The following is a 17,651-nucleotide window of genomic DNA, read 5'->3' as shown; positions in this document are numbered from 1 at the left end:
GAATGATATCAAATCATTAATCGATTTAAATATTTTGAAAGTTGTTTAAATCGTTTATATGTGCAAAAAGTTTCGTGGTTGCCAAAGGATTGGCGGCGCTGGTTCGTCCAATCCATATCGAGGTGCGATCGTGGCCGCCGGCATGCCGCCCGTGACAGCGGCGAAGGCCTATGCCACATTTTGTACCTAATTTGTCCTGCAAAAGCCCCTTCTCTACCAAAGAAGGGACAGCTCATGAGGGAGCCGCTTGAAATGGCAACAATCGCGCTTGTCGATGACGACCGCAACATTCTGACCTCGGTGTCGATCGCCCTCGAATCGGAAGGCTATCGCGTCGAAACCTACACGGATGGTGCGTCCGCGCTGGAAGGCCTGGCGGCGCGCCCGCCGAATCTCGCCATCCTCGACATCAAGATGCCGCGCATGGACGGCATGGAACTCTTGCGCCGGATGCGCCAGAAATCCGACCTGCCGGTCATCTTCCTGACCTCCAAGGACGACGAGATCGACGAGCTGTTCGGCCTCAAGATGGGCGCCGACGACTTCATCCGCAAACCCTTCTCGCAGCGTTTGCTGGTCGAGCGGGTGCGCGCGGTGTTGCGTCGTGCCAGCGCCCGTGAGGCCGCGGCAAAAGCGCCCAGCCAGCAGGCGCGCTCGCTCGAGCGCGGCCAGCTCGTCATGGACCAGGAACGCCACACCTGCACCTGGAAAGGCGAACCGGTGACGCTCACCGTCACCGAATTCCTGATCCTGCATTCGCTGGCACAGCGCCCCGGCGTCGTAAAAAGTCGTGATGCGCTGATGGATTCGGCTTATGATGAGCAGGTCTATGTTGACGACCGTACCATCGACAGCCACATCAAGCGGCTGCGCAAGAAGTTCAAGGCCGTCGACGACGACTTCGAGATGATCGAAACCCTTTACGGAGTCGGATACCGGTTCCGCGAGGCGTGAATAGGCGGGTAGGCAATAGAGAATAGTCGGTAGTCAGTTTTGAATGGTGCGAGCGGCCACCCGTGCATCGCCGTGATCTCAGCCAACCATTTCTCTATTCGCTACCCGCTACTCACTAATACTAAGCAGGGAACTGCTGTTCGATGGCAGTGGAAGCACAGCGGAGCAGATCGGCGGGCGTTGCAAGGCGGCCGGCGCGCATCATGCCCGCGTTCCTGTCGAAGCTCACCGTGCCCATGCGCCGCTTCCTCGGCCATCACATCTTTTCCAGCCTGACGCGGCGTATCCTCTTCCTCAATCTCGCCGGCCTCGCAGTCCTGGTCACCGGCATTCTCTATCTCAACACCTTCCGCGACGGGCTGATCGACGCCCGCGTCGAAAGCCTGATGACCCAGGGCGAGATCATCGCCGGCGCGATCGCCGCCTCGGCGACGGTCGAGACCGATTCGATCAGCATCGATCCGGAAAAGCTGCTTGAGCTGCAGGCCGGCGAAAGCCTGGGACCGGGCTCCGACCAGCTCGACAATCTAGATTTCCCGATCAATCCCGAGCGCGTCGCCCCGGTGCTGCGCCGGCTGATCTCGCCGACCCGCACCCGCGCCCGCATCTACGACCGCGACGCCAATTTGCTGCTCGATTCGCGCCATCTCTATTCGCGCGGGCAGATCCTTCGGTACGATCTGCCCCCGGTCGACGAGGAAGAGCCCGACCTTGTCGAACGCATCCAGAAGTTCATCTTCGACTTCTTCCGCAACACCGATCTGCCGGTCTATCACGAGCAGCCGGGCGGCAATGGCGCCGCCTTCCCGGAAGTGGTCAAGGCGCTGACCGGCAGCCCGTCGACCATCGTCCGGATCAGCGAACAGGGCGAGCAGATCGTTTCCGTCGCGGTGCCGATCCAGCGCTTCCGCGCCGTTCTCGGCGTGTTGATGCTGTCGACCGAAGGCGGCGACATCGATAAGATCGTCGCCGCCGAACGCAAGGCGATCCTGCGCGTCTTTGGCATCGCGGCGCTCGTCACCGCCATCCTGTCGATGCTTCTGGCCTCCACCATCGCCAATCCGCTGCGCCGGCTGTCGGCGGCGGCCGTGCGGGTGCGGCGCGGCGTCAAGAGCCGCGAGGAAATCCCTGATTTCTCCGACCGGCAGGACGAGATCGGCAATCTGTCGATTGCCGTGCGCGACATGACGAACGCGCTCTATGCGCGCATCGAGGCGATCGAGAGCTTCGCCGCCGATGTTTCCCATGAATTGAAGAACCCGCTGACCTCGCTGCGCAGCGCGGTGGAGACCTTGCCGCTCGCCAAGAACGACAATTCGCGCAGCCGGCTGATGGAGATCATCCAGCACGACGTCAGGCGGCTGGACCGCCTCATCACCGACATTTCGGACGCCTCCCGTCTCGACGCCGAGCTGGCGCGGGATGACGCGGGGACCGTGGACCTGAAGAAGTTCATCACCGACCTCGTCGCCGTCTCGCGTGAAACGACGCGCAACAAGAAGGCGGTCGAGATCGAGCTCAGGGTCGCCAAGCTGCCGCAGGGCGTCAAGGGCTATTTCGTCGTCGGCCACGACCTGCGCATCGGCCAGGTTATCACCAACCTGATCGAGAACGCCCGCTCCTTCGTGCCAGAGGAGCGCGGCCACATCATCCTGTCGCTGGCGCGCACCGGCAAGTTCAACATCCTCACCGTCGATGACAATGGTCCCGGCATCCGTGCCGACAACATCGACCGCATCTTCGAACGTTTCTACACCGACCGGCCCGCCGGCGAGGCGTTCGGCCAGAATTCAGGCCTTGGCCTGTCGATATCCAGGCAGATCGTCGAGGCCCATGGCGGCACGCTGACCGCCGAGAACATCCCCGGCACCAAGCCAGGCGAGATCAAGGGCGCCCGCTTCGTGGTTACGCTGCCGGCCGAAGCATGATCCCGAAAAGTGGGAACCGGTTTTCGGATCAGATCATGCCTCATGCAAAAATGATCCCGGATATCGCGGCCTTACGGCCGTCATCCTCGGGCTTGTCCCGTGGATCCGCCGCACAGCGGGACTATGGTGCGAACACTATTGAAAGGCCTGCAGATTCTCGGGATGACGGGGTTGGATCAGGATTTCCGAAATACATAAGCGGGCACGCTCATGCAGCCTGAAAACATCCACGCAACGGCCATCCTGATCGGCGAGCGCGGCGTTCTCGTCAGCGGCGCATCCGGTTCGGGCAAGACGACACTGGCGCTGGCGCTCATTGACCATTGCCACCCGCGAGGCTTATTTTCACGGCTCGTCGGCGACGACCAGCTTTTCGTCATGGCACATGCGGGACGGCTGGTGTGCCGCGCGCCCGCCGCGATCGAGGGCCTGGTCGAGGTGCCCGGGCGTGGTCCGCGACCCGTGCCGTTTGAGGCGGGCGCCGTCATCGATCTGCATGTCAGGCTTTTGCCGGCCGGCGAAGTGGCACGCTTTCAGGAGGATGCCGACGACAACATCGCCGGCTGCCTGGTGCCGCGGATTGACGTGGCGGAACGCAATATTGCCGCTGCCTTGCCCGCCGTGATGGCGCATCTGTCGATCGCGCCTTTTCTATGATGCGACCGGGGTTTTTTGCTGCAATGCGTCAAAATGGCATGGGCCGGCGCAATTTTGGGCTTGTCAACGAGCCGCGCGTCGACAAGATAGCGCTCCCGCCGCCTGGAATGGCTGGCGAGCATAAAATGCGCCTGTGAAGCGGCGATGACGGGAGCCACCAAAGAATGATCGGACTCGTGCTTGTAACGCACGGTCAACTGGCCACCGAGTTCCGACATGCCGTGGAACATGTCGTCGGGCCACAAGACAATTTCGAAACCGTGGCGATCGGGGCTGACGACGATATGGAGCAGCGCCGGCGCGACATCGTCGATGCCGTTGCCCGTGTCGACACCGGGACGGGCGTGATCGTGTTGACCGACATGTTCGGCGGCACGCCTTCGAACCTTGCCATTTCCGTGATGGAGTCCGGCCGCACCGAAGTCATCGCCGGCATGAATTTGCCGATGCTGATCAAGCTATCCTCGATCCGCAAGGGCGACAACATGGCGGCGGCCCTCGACGAGGCGCAGGCGGCGGGGCGCAAATACATCAATGTCGCCAGCCAGCTCCTGAGCAGCAAATGAGCACGATGTCGTCGGAAAAGGACCAGATCGTCCGCGAATTTCCGATCGTCAATCAACGCGGCCTGCACGCGCGCGCCTCGGCCAAGTTCGTGCAGCTCGCCAGCGGCTACAACGCGTCGGTCCACGTCGAGAAGGACGGCGTCAAGGTCGGCGGCACCTCGATCATGGGCCTGATGATGCTGGCGGCAAGTCCGGGCTATTCGATTCGCGTCACCGCCAGCGGTCCCGAAGCGCTTGAGGTCATGAATGCGCTGGAGCAGCTGGTGGCGTCCCGCTTCGGCGAGGAATGCTGATCCTTTACCTCCATACGAAAGACATGCAGGGATAAAGATTTCTTTATATCCCATTGTCGTCTTGACGCCGATCTGCTAGTCAGGCGGGCAATTCGCGCCCTTCGACGCGCCTGCCGGCGCGGGCGCATCCGCAAACAATTCAATAGCGTAACAATTCGCATCGGAGCACTGCCATGACGGGTAGCAAGGACTATGTGGTCGCCGACATCTCGCTTGCCGGCTGGGGCCGCAAGGAAATCGAGATCGCCGAAACCGAAATGCCGGGCCTGATGGCCTGCCGCGAGGAATTCGGCTCCAAGAAGCCGCTCAAGGGCGCGCGCATCACCGGCTCGCTGCACATGACCATCCAGACCGCGGTGTTGATCGAGACGCTGAAGGCGCTCGGTGCCGATATACGCTGGGCTTCCTGCAACATCTTCTCGACCCAGGACCATGCGGCTGCTGCCATCGCCGAGGCCGGCATCCCGGTCTTCGCCGTCAAGGGCGAGACGCTTGAGCAGTACTGGGACTACACCGACAGGATTTTCCAGTGGGCCGACGGCGGCACCTCCAACATGATCCTCGATGATGGCGGCGACGCCACCATGTACATCCTGATCGGCGCGCGCGCCGAGGCCGGCGAGGACGTGCTGTCCAATCCGCACAGCGAGGAGGAGGAATATTTCTATGCCCAGGTCAAGAAGCGCATGAAGGCTTCGCCCGGCTTCTTCACCAAGCAGAAGGAAGCGATCCGGGGCGTCACCGAAGAGACGACCACCGGCGTCAACAGGCTCTACCAGCTGCAGAAGAAGGGCTTGCTGCCTTTCCCGGCCATCAATGTCAACGACTCCGTCACCAAGTCGAAATTCGACAATAAATATGGCTGTAAGGAATCGCTGGTCGACGGCATCCGCCGCGGCACCGACACCATGATGGCCGGCAAGGTCGCCGTCGTCTGCGGCTATGGCGACGTCGGCAAGGGCTCGTCCGCCTCGCTGAAGGGCGCCGGCGCCCGCGTCAAGGTCACCGAGGTCGATCCGATCTGCGCCCTGCAGGCGGCGATGGACGGCTTCGAGGTCGTCACGCTCGAAGATGCCGCACCCACCGCCGACATCGTCATCACCACCACCGGCAACAAGGATGTCGTCACCCTCGACCACATGCGTTCGATGAAGGACATGGTGATCGTCGGCAACATCGGTCACTTCGACAACGAGATCCAGGTGGCATCGCTGCGCAACCTGAAATGGACCAACGTCAAGCCTCAGGTCGACATGATCACCTTCCCCGATGGCAAGCGCATGATCTTGCTGTCGGAAGGCCGCCTGCTCAACCTCGGCAACGCCACCGGCCATCCGAGCTTCGTCATGTCGGCGTCCTTCACCAACCAGGTGCTGGCGCAGATCGAGCTATTCACCAAGGGCGAGCAGTACCAGAACCAGGTCTACGTGCTGCCCAAGCATCTCGACGAGAAGGTCGCGCGCCTGCATCTCGACAAGCTCGGCGCTCGCCTGACCGAACTATCGGGCGAACAGGCAGCCTATATCGGCGTGACCCCGCAGGGTCCGTTCAAGCCGGAACACTACCGCTATTAACCAAAGCTGAATTTACTACCAGATATTGACGCCGGGCGATTGACTTTTCGCCCGGCTTTATTTTTGCGCCGAATGATTCTTCACGCCGATTCCAGCAGGCGCTATTGTTGTGATTCGCGGTCCGGGGACGAGGACCGGCGTACGCATCAGGGCGGTCTTGCATTCAGGCGGCGAAGAGGACCAAGACATGCCGGGGGATAACCCGCTTTGCGCGGGACGGGCCGTTTCCGGCGGCCATGACGATTCGAGGATTACCGGCACCGCCACGCGAGGCGGGCGCCCTTCATGGCGCGCGCGCGCCGGACTTTTCCTTGCCGGCTCCGCACTTGGCTGGCCTTTGGCCGGCACGGTGGCCCACGCCCAGGCTGCTGGTGCGGAGGCCGCAAGCCTATCGGTGAGCACGGTCGAGGTCGTGCAGCTTGCCGTCTTTGTCGGAGTGATGGGAGCGGCATTCCTGTCGGCCATCGTTCTGATCCGGGAGAGAGCGCGCACCTCGGCCGAAAATGTCGAGCTCAGGAGCCGCATCGCGGACATCAACGCGGCGCTGCGCCGTTCGGAGGCGCTGCTCAACTTGCGCGACCAGCGTGTCGTCGTCTGGGCCTCGGAGAACAAGAAACCCGAGCTCATCGGCACGCTGCCGGTCGAAAGCGGCGCGCCCGAGGAGCGGGCCGCCTTCCTTGCCTTCGGCCGCTGGCTGATGCCGCGCTCGGCTGCGGCACTCGAGCATGCCGTCGCGGGGCTGCGCGAAAGAGCCGTGTCCTTCGACCTCGTCATCGAAACGCAGACCGGCGCTCCGCTGGAAGTGCATGGCCGCAAGAGCGCGGCGCATGTGCTGGTGCGGTTCGTTTCCCTTTCCGAGACGCAACGCAGCCAGGCCCGGCTGAAGATCGAAAACCAGCGGCTGGCCGCCGACCATGATACGATGATCGGCCTGCTCGAGGCGCTGAAGATGCCGGCATGGCTGCGCGGCGAGGACGGCCGCCTGAGATGGGTGAACCGGGCCTATGCCGAAGCGGTCGAGGCCGAAAGCGCGGAGATGGCTGTCCGCGACGCCAAGGAATTCCTCGGCGGCCAAGCGCGCGAAGCGATCGCTGCCCAGCACAAGTCCCATCCTGTCTTCGAACAGACGCTTTCCACGGTGATCGAAGGCGACCGCCGCGTTTTCGCGGTGACCGATTTCGCCGGCGCCGACGGTTCGGCGGGACTTGCCTGCGACACCAGCGCCATCGAAACCATCCGCAGCGAATATGAGCGCACCGTGCGCAGCCACGCCGACACGCTCGACCAGCTCAACACGGCGGTCGCGATCTTCGACACCGACGAGAAGCTGCGCTTCTTCAACCAGGCTTTCCAGAAGCTCTGGGGCCTCGATGCAGGCTTCCTGCACAGCGCGCCCGATAACGCTTTGCTGCTGGATCGGCTGCGCAGCGAGGGCAAGATCGCCGAGCAGCCGGAGTGGCGTCGCTGGAAGGAAGGCCTGCTCGGCGCCTACCGCGCGGTGGAATCGCAGGAGCATTGGTGGCACCTGCCCGACGGCAAGACCATCCGCGTCGTCGCCAACCCGCAGCCCAAGGGCGGCGTCACCTGGGTGTTCGAGAACCTGACCGAGAAGATGGACCTCGAAAGCCGCTACCGCACCGCGGTGCGGGTCCAGGGCGAAACACTCGACAACCTCGCCGAAGGCGTGGCGGTGTTCGGTCCCGACGGCAGGCTGCGTCTGTCGAACCCGGCATTTGCTACTTTGTGGGGCCTGGACGCCGAAACCGCCCGGCCCAATGTCCATGTTTCCGCAATCCGTGAGCTTTGCGACCTGCAAGCGATCGACAGCCCGTGGGGCGGCTTCGTCGCCGCCATCACCGGCTTCGACGACGAGCGCCGCGACCGCCACGGTCAGACCGAGCTCAACAACGGCACCGTGCTGCGCTACGCCGTGATCCCCCTGCCCAACGGGCAGGTGATGATGACCTTCGTCGACGTTACCGACAGCGTCCGTGTCGAACGCGCGCTCAAGGACAAGAACGAGGCGCTGGAGAAATCCGACCAGCTCAAGAACGAATTCGTCCAGCACGTGTCCTACGAACTGCGCTCGCCGCTGACCAACATCATCGGCTTCACCGAACTGCTGTCGCTGCCGGTCACCGGTCCGCTGACGCAGAAGCAGCGCGAATATGTCGAGCATGTCGGCTCGTCGTCCTCGGTGCTTTTGACCATCGTCAACGACATACTCGACCTTGCCACGGTCGATGCCGGCATCATGCAGCTCGACATTTCCGAGGTCCATGTCGACCGCACGATCGCCGCCGCCGCCGAGCTGGTTGCCGACCGGCTGGAAGAGCATTCAATCAGGCTCGAGGTCGATGCCGCGGCGGCGCCGAAGACCTTCCACGGCGACGAAATCCGCATCCGCCAGATCCTCTACAACCTGCTCAGCAACGCCGCCAACTACGCGCCGGAGGCCAGCGCCATCCGGCTCGCCTGCCGTCAGTTGGCGGACGGTGTGGAATTCTCGGTCCATGACGATGGACCCGGCATGCCGCCCGACGTGCTTGACTCGGTGTTCCGCCGCTTCGAGCCGCGCGCCAATGGCGGCCGCCGGCGCGGCGCCGGGCTCGGACTGTCGATCGTCAAGAGCTTCGTCGAGCTGCATGGCGGCAGCGTCCGCATCGAAACCGGTAAGAACAAGGGCACGACCGTCATCTGCACCTTTCCCGACATGCCGGGCATCCGCGCCGCGGCCGAGTAGCGCACTCGATGGCCGCATTGATGCTCGAGCGTTTACTCGCCGACGAAACACAGACAGCGCGGCTGGGTGAGGATCTGGCGCTGGCGTTGCGCGCCGGCGACGTCCTGGCGCTGAAGGGCGATCTCGGCGCCGGCAAATCGACGCTGGCGCGGGCGCTGATCAGGACCTTGGCCGACGATGCCGGCCTCGATGTGCCGAGCCCGACCTTTACCCTGGTGCAAAGCTACGACACGCGCATTCCGGTCCATCATTTCGACCTCTACCGCCTGTCCTCGGCAGCCGAGCTCGATGAACTGGGCTTCGACGAGGCGTTGGCGCAAGGCGCGGCCCTTGTCGAATGGCCGGAACGGGCCGAGGGTTATTTGCCTGGGACCGCCGTGCTGATCGAACTCGTCCAGCATGGCGATGGCCGATTGGCGAGACTGTCCGGGCAAGGCGCTGCCTACGATCGGGTGGCGCGCTCTCTCGCCATGCGTGATTTCCTCGAAGGCGCTGGATGGGGCGAGGCCAGCCGCCGCCATTTCATCGGCGATGCCTCTGCCCGCTCCTACGAAATTGTCTCGCTTCCAGGCCACGCCGCGAGGGTGCTGATGAACTCGCCGCGGCTGGTGCTAGGCCCGCCGGTGCGCGACGGCAAGCCCTATGGCGTCATCGCCCACACCGCCCAGTCGGTGTCAGCCTTCGCCGCCATCGACCGCGCGCTGCTCGCCGCCGGGGTCAGCGTTCCCGAAATCCATGCGCAGGATCTCGACCAGGGATTCCTGCTGCTCGAACATCTGGGCTCCGAAGGTTTCCTGGACGGGCATGGCAGGCCGGTCGCCGAGCGCTATGAGGCGGCGGCCGAACTGCTCGCCATGATGCATGGCAAGACCTGGCCCCACCGGATGGAGGCCGCACCGGGTGTGTTTCACGATGTGCCGCCCTTCGACCGCGACGCCATGCTGATCGAGGCGGACCTGTTGGTCGATTGGTACGTGCCGATGCTGACGGGCGCTCCGGCGGGCGATGCCTTGCGCGTCGGCTACCACAAGGAGTGGAACGCGGTTCTCGACCGGCCCGCTGACAGCCAATACACGCTGATGCTGCGTGACTTTCATTCGCCGAACATCATCTGGCGCGCTGAGCGCTCCGGCCATGACCGGCTCGGTATCGTCGATATCCAGGATGCGTTGATCGGCCCCGCCGCTTACGACGTCGCCTCGCTGGCCATGGACGCGCGCGTCACCATCCCGCCAGGCATCGAGAAACGCACGCTCGATGCCTATGTCGCCGCCCGCCACGCGGCCGGCCCATTTGACGAGGCGGCATTCCTCGAGGCCTATGCGATCATGGCGGCGCAGCGCAATTCCAAGATCCTCGGCATCTTCGTCCGGCTCGAAAAACGCGACGGCAAGCCCTATTATCTGAAGCACTTGCCGCGTATCCGCGACTATCTGCGCCGGGCGCTGTCTCATCCTGCCTTGGCCGGCCTTCGCGAGTTCTATACCGCTCACGGTCTGCTGGAGGAGCAAACGCCGTGACATCGATACCGGACGCAGCGAGCGTGCCCAAAACTGCGATCGTGCCCAAAACTGCGATAGTGCTTGCCGCAGGGCTCGGCAAGCGCATGCGGCCGATCACCGACACGATCCCCAAGCCGCTGGTCAGGATCGCCGGCAAGACGCTGCTCGACTGGGGCCTCGACAGTCTCGCCGCGGCCGGCATCGGCAAGGCCGTCGTCAACGTGCACTATCTTCCCGAACAGATCGTCGCCCATCTCGGCGCGCGCCATGCGCCGCGGATCGTCATTTCGGACGAGAGCGAGCGGTTGCTCGATTCCGCCGGCGGCATCGTCAAGGCGCTGCCGGAGCTCGGCCAACAGCCCTTCTACATCCTCAACGCCGACACCTTCTGGATCGACCAAGGAACGCTCAATCTCAACCGTCTCGCCCTTGCATGGGACGCCGCGAAAATGGATATTCTGCTGATGCTGGCGGATCTCCATCAGGCGACCGGACACTGCGGCAGCACCGATTTCCTGGTGGCGCCGGACGGCACCCTGCGGCGTTCCAAGGGCGATCCGGCGGGCCTGATCTATGCCGGGGCGGCGATCGTCCATCCGCGCATCTTCAAGGGTGCCCTGCCGGAACCTCATTCGCTTAACGCCTACTTCGACAAGGCGATCGCCGCCGGCCGGCTGTTCGGCATGCCGATGCACGGCCATTGGATCACCGTCGGCACGCCTGACGCCATTGCCAGCGCGGAAGCGGCGGTCGCGGGCGCGCTAGCCGAGTCGCAATGAGCGGCCCGGACCGCGTTTTCTCCATTTCCCCCGGTGCGCCGTTTCTGCCGACGCTTGCCGAGGCGCTGCTGGCCGGGCGTCTTGTTCCGGGCTTTCGCTTCGATGGCGACCCGCTCGCCTTGGCCGATGTCACCATCTATGTGCCGACGCGGCGCGCCGCGCGCGCCTTGCGCGGCGTCTTCGTCGACAGCCTGTCGGCCAGGGGCGGCGGCGGTTCGGCGATTCTGCCGGTCATCCGGCCGCTCGGCGAATTCGACGAGGACGAGGCAGCGTTCGAGACGGAAGCGTCGTCGGCCATCGACCTCGCTCCGCCGATCGCGGCAACCGAACGCCTGCTGCTGCTGGCGCCGCTGGTGCGCGCCTGGAAACGCCGGCTGCCGGCGCATGTGGCGGCGCTTTTCGATGAGGAGATCGTCATTCCGGCCTCCACCGCCGATGCGATCTGGCTGGCACGCGATCTCGCCCGGCTTATGGATGAGATCGAGACGGAAGGCACGGACTGGACGCGGCTCGCTGACCTGGTGAGCGGCAATCTCGCGGGATGGTGGCAGGTCACGCTTGATTTTCTCGGCATCGTCACCGACGCCTGGCCGAAATTCCTTGGGGAACGGAACCTCTCCAACCCGGCCGCGCATCGCAGCGCCCTGATCCGGCTGGAAGCGGCGCGGTTGCGGCGCAATCCGCCCGCCGGGCCGGTTATCGCCGCCGGTTCCACCGGCTCCATCCCCGCCACGGCAGAGCTGCTGGCCGCCATCGCCCGCTTGGCAGGCGGAGCCATCGTGCTGCCGGGCCTCGACCGGACGATGGATGAGCCGTCTTTCCAGGCCATCACGGCGCCGGGCGCACGTCCGGCCGTGCTCGGCCATCCGCAATACGGCCTCGCCAAGCTGATCGGCACCATCGGTGTGCTGCGCGGGGATGTCGAGGAGATCGGCGCGGCCGAGCGTGCGCTCGCGCTTCGCGCCGCCCTCGTGGGCGAAGCGCTGCGGCCGGCCGAGACCACCGAATTGTGGGCCGAGACGCGCAGCGGCTTTTCCGCCTCCGACATTGAGCAGGCGTTCTCCGGCGTGAGCCTGCTGGAAGCGGCCGGCGAACGCGATGAAGCCGTGGCGATCGCCGTCGCGCTCAAGCGCGCGGTCGAGCAGCCCGGCCAAAGGGCGGCCCTCGTTACCGGCGACCGTGCGCTGGCGCGCCGCGTCTCGGTCGAACTCGCCCGCTTCGGCGTCGTCGCCGACGATTCCGGTGGTGTGCCGCTTTCCAACACGCCCGCCGCCGGCCTGCTTGGCCTGGCGTTGCAGGCGGTGTTCCGTCCCGGTGACCCGGTCGGCCTGTTGTCGTTGCTCAAGCATCCCCTGCTTGCCCTTGGCCTGGACCGGACGAGCGTTCGCCATGCGGCGGAACTGATCGAACTGGTGGCGCTGCGCGGCGGCACCGGCCGCCCCGACATCGCGTCGCTGCCGGACCTGTTCGAAGCCCGCCTGGTTGACCTCGGCGCCGACAGCAGGCGGCCTTTCTGGTTTACCCGGCTGACCGTGCGCGCTATCGAAGGCGCGCGGAATTTGCTTGGACGTCTCAACGAAGCGCTGGCGCCGCTTGCCGCCTTTCGCGGCCAGGCCGACGCCGGTCTTGTGGCGCTGGTCGAGGCCAGCGTCGTGGTGCTGGAAAATCTAGGCCGTGCGGCCGATGGCGGGCTTGGCGCACTCTATGCCGGCGATGCCGGAGAGAAACTGGCCGACCTGTTGCGTGGACTGGTCGCGGCGTCCGTGCCGCTGTCGTTTGCCGCCGACGAATGGCCAGATGTCATGGCGGCGCTGATCGCGCCCGAGACGGTCAAGCCGGCGCAGGGCACAGACAGGAACATCGCCATCTGGGGGGCGCTGGAAGCCCGCTTGCAGAATGTCGACACGCTGGTCATCGGCGGCATGAACGAAGGCGTGTGGCCGCGCAAACCCGAAAGCGATCGCTTCATGTCGCGGCTGATGAAGACCGGCATCGACCTGGAGCCGCCCGAACGGCGCATTGGGCTTGCCGCGCATGATTTCCAGATGGCCATGGGGGCGGCGAAGGTGGTGCTGTCGCGCTCCGCACGCGCCGGTGACGCGCCCGCCGTGCCCTCGCGCTGGCTGCAGCGCATTCTCACTTATATCGGCAAGGACCAGGCAGCCAGGCTTGCCGAACGCGGCGACGAACTCATCGCCTGGGCGCGCGCGCTCGATTCCGGCCCGCGGCGGGACTTCGCGCCGCGCCCGCAGCCGAAGCCGCCGGTCGCGCTGCGTCCAACCCATTTCTCGATCACCGAGATCGAGACGCTGCGTCGCGATCCCTACGCCGTCTATGCCAGGCGCATCCTCGGCCTGCTGCCGCTCGACCCGGTCATCCGCGACCCGGGTGCGGCCGAGCGCGGCACGCTGTTCCACGCCATCCTGCATCTGTTCTCGGGCAGCGTGGCCGATCCGCGTGCTCCCGATGCGCTGGCCGGCCTGCTCGCCGCCGGCCGGACCTGCTTCGCCGAGGCAGCACTTCCCACCGATGTCGAGGCGGTCTGGTGGCCGCGTTTCGAAAAACTCGCCGCCAGCATCATCGAATGGGAACGCGGCCGCGCTGGGGCCGTGGCCCGGCGCCACGCCGAGGCGCGAGCGGGCAAGACCATGGTCGGCCAATCCGGGATCACCCTGTCGGGCTATGCCGACCGGGTCGATCTTCTCCATGGCGGCATGGCCGACATATTGGACTACAAGACCGGCTCCTCGCCTTCCAAGGCGCAGGCTCACACGCTGCTGTCGCCGCAACTGGCCCTGGAGGGCGCGTTGCTCAGGCGCGGCGCTTTCCAGGAACTCGGCGCGCGCGAGCCCTCGCAATTGGCTTTTGTCAGGCTGAAGCCGAATGGCGAGGTTTTCGAGGAATCGATCCTCGAATACAACCGGCAGCCACGCACCGCCACGGACCTCGCCGAGGAGGCCTGGGCGCGGCTGGAGAAATTGCTCATCCACTATGCCGATCCGGCGGCCGGCTATCTGTCGCGGGCATTGCCGTTCCGCGAAGGCGAGACCGACGGCAACTACGACCATCTCGCCCGCGTGCTCGAATGGTCGGCGGGCGGCGATGCGGATGACGAGGGAGGGGAGGCATGAAGAAAGCCTATCCCACCCCCGGCGAAACCGCCTCCAGGCAGGCCAGCGCCTCGGATCCGAGGAATTCCGCCTGGGTGTCGGCCAATGCCGGGTCCGGCAAGACCCATGTGCTGGCCCAGCGCGTCATCCGGCTCCTGCTTCGCGGCACCGATCCGTCGAAGATACTGTGCCTGACCTATACGCGTGCCGCCGCCGCCAACATGTCGAACCGGGTGTTCTCGACCCTGTCGGAATGGACCGCGCTCGGCGATGCCGAACTGGCGGTGAGGGTCGAGGCGCTCGATGGCCGCCGGCCCAACCGCGAAACCATGCGCCGCGCCCGCCGCCTGTTTGCGGAGGCGCTGGAAACGCCCGGCGGGCTGAAGATCCAGACCATTCATGCCTTCTGCGAATCGGTGCTGCACCAGTTCCCGCTGGAAGCCAACATCCCCGCGCATTTCGAGATGCTCGACCCGCAGATGGAGGCATCGTTGTTCGCCGCCGCGCGCCGTGAAATGATTTCGGGCAGCGCGGCGGATCGGCCGGACCTCGCCGGAGCTTTCGCCGCCGTGCTCGAGCGCGGTGGCGAGGCCGGGCTCGACGCTTTGCTGGGTGAGATCGTCCGCAAGCGCGACGAACTGGGCGCCTTCATCGGTGAAATCGATCGAGGCGGCCCGAACTTCCAGACGCTGTTCGACGAATTCCAATTCCGTCCCGGCCAGACCGCCGAAGGCATAGCGGCCGCCATCTGGCCGCTGCCCGGCTTCCTGCCGGATTATTTTGCCGGCTTCGCCCAGGCGGCGGAGGCCGCCGACGCCAGGACGGTGCTCAACAACATCTTGCCTCATGCGCGCCTGGCTTTCGCGGAAACCGACCCCGTGCGCCGCCTGCAGCTGCTTTCGCGGGCTTTCCTGAAGGCCGACGGCGACGTCTACGATCCAGCCAAGGCCTTCAAGAAGGCGCTGCTCGACCGGCTGCCGGACCTGGCGGAGCGCTATCTCTCGGCGACCACCGCAATCGTCGAGACGGTCGACCGGCTCGCCCTGTTCCGGATGCTGGAGGGCACGCGCGCCGCGCTGACGTTGGCCGACTGGCTGATCGCCCGCTACGAGCAGTTGAAGCGTGGCCGCGGGTTCCTCGACTTCAACGACCTGATCACCCGCACCGTCAGTCTCCTGGCCAGGCCCGATGCCGGCCCGTGGGTGCAATACAAGCTCGACCAGGGCATCGACCACATCCTGCTCGACGAGGCGCAGGACACCAGCCCCGACCAATGGGAGGTGGTGAAGCGGCTGGCCGAGGAATTCTTCGCCGGCATCGGCGCCCGCGACACCGCGCATCGGACGATCTTCGCTGTCGGCGACGAAAAACAGTCGATCTATTCCTTCCAGGGAGCGGCGCCGGATTCCTTCGCCGACAGCAGGCTCCTGTTTGCAAGCAAGGTGCGCGACGCCGATGCGCCCTTCGCCGATCTGAAGCTCACCTGGTCGTTCCGCTCGACCGACGATGTTCTGGCCGCTGTCGACCGTGTCTTCGCCGATCCGGTCGTGCGGCGTGGCATCAGCCATGACCCCGACCCGCTGAGCCACAAGGCGATACGCACCGATGCACCGGGCTATGTCGAGGTCTGGCCATCCATCGGCGCCGACGTCGTCGACGAGCCGGACGACTGGACGCAGGCAGTCGACCATGCCCGCGCGCCGGCGGTTCGGGTTGCCGAAAACGTCGCCGCCACCCTTGCCGGCTGGATCGGCAATGGCGAGGTCATCGAAGGCCGCGGCAAGAGGCTGCGCCCTGGCGACGTGCTGGTGCTGGTGCGCAAGCGCGATCGCTTCGTCCATGCACTGACGCGTGCCCTGAAACGTCGTGACATCCCGGTCGCCGGCGCGGACCGGTTGAGCCTGCCCGGCCACATCGCGGTCAAGGACCTGATCGCGCTCGGCCATTTCCTGATCCAGCCGCAGGACGATCTGTCGCTCGCCGCCGTGCTGCGGAGCCCGATCTTCGATCTGTCGGAAGAGACGCTTTTCACACTGGCCGCGCAAAGACCATCCGGCCTGTCGCTGGCCGAGTCCCTGCGCCAGCATGCCAGCCAAAGCGAAGCGCTCGCGGCGGTCGCCGCTCAACTCGACATCTGGGCCAACGAGGCCGTCTTCAAGCCGGTGTTCGAATTCTATGCCGGCCTGCTGGCACGCGGTGGCGTGCGCCGCAAGATGGTTGCGCGGCTCGGGCCGGAAGCCGGGGACATTCTCGACGAATTCCTGAGTTTCTGCCTTGCCGAGGAGCGGACCGGCTTGCCCGGGCTGGAAGCCTTCCTGTCGACGCTGGAGAGCGCCGGCCCAGAAATCAAGCGCGAGATGGACCAGACCCGCGACGAGGTCCGCGTCATGACCGTGCATGCAGCCAAGGGGCTCGAGGCGCCTGTCGTCTTCCTGGTCGATGGCGGTTCGGCTCCGTTCAGCGATCAGCACCTGCCGCGCCTGATGCCGTTCGAGGGTTCCGGGCTGAACTGGAGCGGCAAGGGCTTTCTCTGGCGTTCGGCCAGCGACGTCGCCAACGCCATTTCGAAGGCTGCCGCGGCAAGGGCGCGCGATCTCGCCGATGACGAGTATCGGCGGCTGCTCTATGTCGGCATGACCCGGGCCGAGGACAGGCTGATCGTCTGCGGTTATCATGGCAAGCGCGCGCCGAACACCGGCACCTGGCATTCGCTCGTCAGCCGTGCCCTGGTCGGGGCGCCGGAGAGTGCCGAGTATCCGCATCCGGCCGGCGGCGGCGTCTCAGTGCATCGCTTCCAGGTGACCGGATTGCCGCCGTTTGCACCGGTCGCCGAGAGCGAAGCCAGGCAGACGCGGGACTTCGGGCCGCCGCCCGAAATCTTGTTCAAGCCGCTGCCGCCATACGAGGACCTGCCGCGCCCGCTGTCGCCATCCGGAGCCTCCGCCCTGATCGACGAGGGCAAGGAAAGCGTCATCGACACCGGCTCGCCAGTGCTGGATGGCGACGCCGAACCCGGCTTCGCCGTCATGCGAGGCCTGGCGCTGCACAAACTGCTGCAGATGCTGCCCGGCGTGGCGCAAAACGAACGCCAGGGCGCAGCCGAACGCTATCTCGCCCGCGCCGGCGCGCAATGGCCGGCCGGCGAGTGCGAAAAGGCGGTCGCCTCGGTGATGGCGATCCTTGCCGATCCGCGTTTCGCGCCGCTTTTCGGACCCTCTTCGCGCGCCGAAGTGGCGGTCATGGGCAGCCTCGACGTCAAGGGCACGAAACGCTCGATTTCCGGCAAGATCGACAGGTTGGCGGTGACGCCGGACCGCGTATCCATCATCGATTACAAGACCAATCGGCCGGCGCCCGCCTCGCTGGGCGAGGTTCCGCCCGCCTATCTGCTGCAGCTCGCGCTCTATCGCGCCTTGCTGCGGCCGCTCTATCCCGGCCGCGAAGTCACGGCGGCCTTGCTGTTCACGGAGGCGCCGCGGCTGATCGAACTACCGGCTCGGGCCATGGATGACGCTCTTGCCCGACTCACGCGAGCGTGACACAAG

The 17,651-nt window shown here is 65.4% G+C and carries 11 protein-coding genes; all 11 read left to right on the top strand.

Annotated features, from left to right (window positions below; translation table 11 throughout):
- Positions 1-252: 252 nt before the first annotated feature.
- The 11 genes from FJ426_RS24945 (at position 253) to addA (ending at position 17,645) form a co-directional block, all read left to right on the top strand.
- Positions 253-954, top strand: coding sequence for a response regulator transcription factor (locus tag FJ426_RS24945; RefSeq protein ID WP_010912942.1), 702 nt, complete (start codon positions 253-255; stop codon positions 952-954).
- Positions 955-1,097: 143 nt separating this feature from the next.
- Positions 1,098-2,882: a sensor histidine kinase gene (locus FJ426_RS24940; RefSeq protein ID WP_140491185.1), complete on the top strand. Its 1,785-nt coding sequence runs from the start codon at positions 1,098-1,100 to the stop codon at positions 2,880-2,882.
- 210 nt (positions 2,883-3,092) lie between these two features.
- Positions 3,093-3,539 (top strand): HPr kinase/phosphorylase, encoded by a 447-nt coding sequence (locus FJ426_RS24935; RefSeq protein ID WP_140491183.1) that lies wholly within the window; start codon positions 3,093-3,095, stop codon positions 3,537-3,539.
- A 164-nt stretch (positions 3,540-3,703) separates the two neighbouring features.
- On the top strand, positions 3,704-4,105 hold the full coding sequence (locus FJ426_RS24925) for a PTS sugar transporter subunit IIA (protein ID WP_027032585.1): 402 nt from the start codon (positions 3,704-3,706) through the stop codon (positions 4,103-4,105).
- The gene (locus FJ426_RS24920) at positions 4,102-4,398 is read left to right on the top strand and encodes an HPr family phosphocarrier protein (RefSeq protein ID WP_140491179.1); all 297 of its coding nucleotides are present in this window, start codon (positions 4,102-4,104) and stop codon (positions 4,396-4,398) included. The genes FJ426_RS24925 and FJ426_RS24920 overlap by 4 nt, the downstream gene beginning before the upstream one ends.
- Positions 4,399-4,571: 173 nt before the next feature.
- Complete coding sequence (ahcY, locus tag FJ426_RS24915) at positions 4,572-5,972, top strand: adenosylhomocysteinase (protein WP_140517752.1); 1,401 nt, start codon at positions 4,572-4,574, stop codon at positions 5,970-5,972.
- Between the two features lie 187 nt (positions 5,973-6,159).
- Positions 6,160-8,715 carry a PAS domain-containing sensor histidine kinase gene (locus tag FJ426_RS24910; RefSeq protein ID WP_140561778.1) on the top strand — a complete coding sequence of 852 codons (2,556 nt, stop codon included), beginning with the start codon at positions 6,160-6,162 and terminating at the stop codon, positions 8,713-8,715.
- Between the two features lie 8 nt (positions 8,716-8,723).
- Positions 8,724-10,235 carry a tRNA (adenosine(37)-N6)-threonylcarbamoyltransferase complex ATPase subunit type 1 TsaE gene (tsaE, locus tag FJ426_RS24905; RefSeq protein ID WP_140561780.1) on the top strand — a complete coding sequence of 504 codons (1,512 nt, stop codon included), beginning with the start codon at positions 8,724-8,726 and terminating at the stop codon, positions 10,233-10,235.
- Entirely contained in the window at positions 10,232-10,996 is a 765-nt protein-coding gene (locus FJ426_RS24900) for a nucleotidyltransferase family protein (RefSeq protein ID WP_281405500.1), read from the top strand. The genes tsaE and FJ426_RS24900 overlap by 4 nt, the downstream gene beginning before the upstream one ends.
- Entirely contained in the window at positions 10,993-14,127 is a 3,135-nt protein-coding gene (addB, locus tag FJ426_RS24895) for a double-strand break repair protein AddB (RefSeq protein ID WP_140561783.1), read from the top strand. Before FJ426_RS24900 ends, addB begins: the two co-directional genes overlap by 4 nt.
- A complete protein-coding gene (gene addA, locus FJ426_RS24890) occupies positions 14,124-17,645 on the top strand; it encodes a double-strand break repair helicase AddA (RefSeq protein ID WP_140561785.1) in 3,522 nt (1,173 codons plus the stop codon). The genes addB and addA overlap by 4 nt, the downstream gene beginning before the upstream one ends.
- Positions 17,646-17,651: the final 6 nt, after the last annotated feature.

The sequence above is a fragment of the Mesorhizobium sp. B2-6-4 genome (assembly GCF_006441495.1).
In the GTDB taxonomy this organism is placed as follows: Bacteria; Pseudomonadota; Alphaproteobacteria; order Rhizobiales; family Rhizobiaceae; genus Mesorhizobium.
Note: the sequence above shows the minus strand (reverse complement) of the source record. Positions and strands in the feature narration are given on the sequence as shown.

Coding starts and splice junctions, on each gene's coding strand:
- FJ426_RS24945 (WP_010912942.1), top strand. CDS start 253: ATGGCAACAATCGCGCTTGTCGATGACGACCGCAACATTCTGACCTCG.
- FJ426_RS24940 (WP_140491185.1), top strand. CDS start 1,098: ATGGCAGTGGAAGCACAGCGGAGCAGATCGGCGGGCGTTGCAAGGCGG.
- FJ426_RS24925 (WP_027032585.1), top strand. CDS start 3,704: ATGATCGGACTCGTGCTTGTAACGCACGGTCAACTGGCCACCGAGTTC.
- FJ426_RS24935 (WP_140491183.1), top strand. CDS start 3,093: ATGCAGCCTGAAAACATCCACGCAACGGCCATCCTGATCGGCGAGCGC.
- addA (WP_140561785.1), top strand. CDS start 14,124: ATGAAGAAAGCCTATCCCACCCCCGGCGAAACCGCCTCCAGGCAGGCC.
- addB (WP_140561783.1), top strand. CDS start 10,993: ATGAGCGGCCCGGACCGCGTTTTCTCCATTTCCCCCGGTGCGCCGTTT.
- FJ426_RS24910 (WP_140561778.1), top strand. CDS start 6,160: ATGCCGGGGGATAACCCGCTTTGCGCGGGACGGGCCGTTTCCGGCGGC.
- FJ426_RS24920 (WP_140491179.1), top strand. CDS start 4,102: ATGAGCACGATGTCGTCGGAAAAGGACCAGATCGTCCGCGAATTTCCG.
- ahcY (WP_140517752.1), top strand. CDS start 4,572: ATGACGGGTAGCAAGGACTATGTGGTCGCCGACATCTCGCTTGCCGGC.
- tsaE (WP_140561780.1), top strand. CDS start 8,724: ATGGCCGCATTGATGCTCGAGCGTTTACTCGCCGACGAAACACAGACA.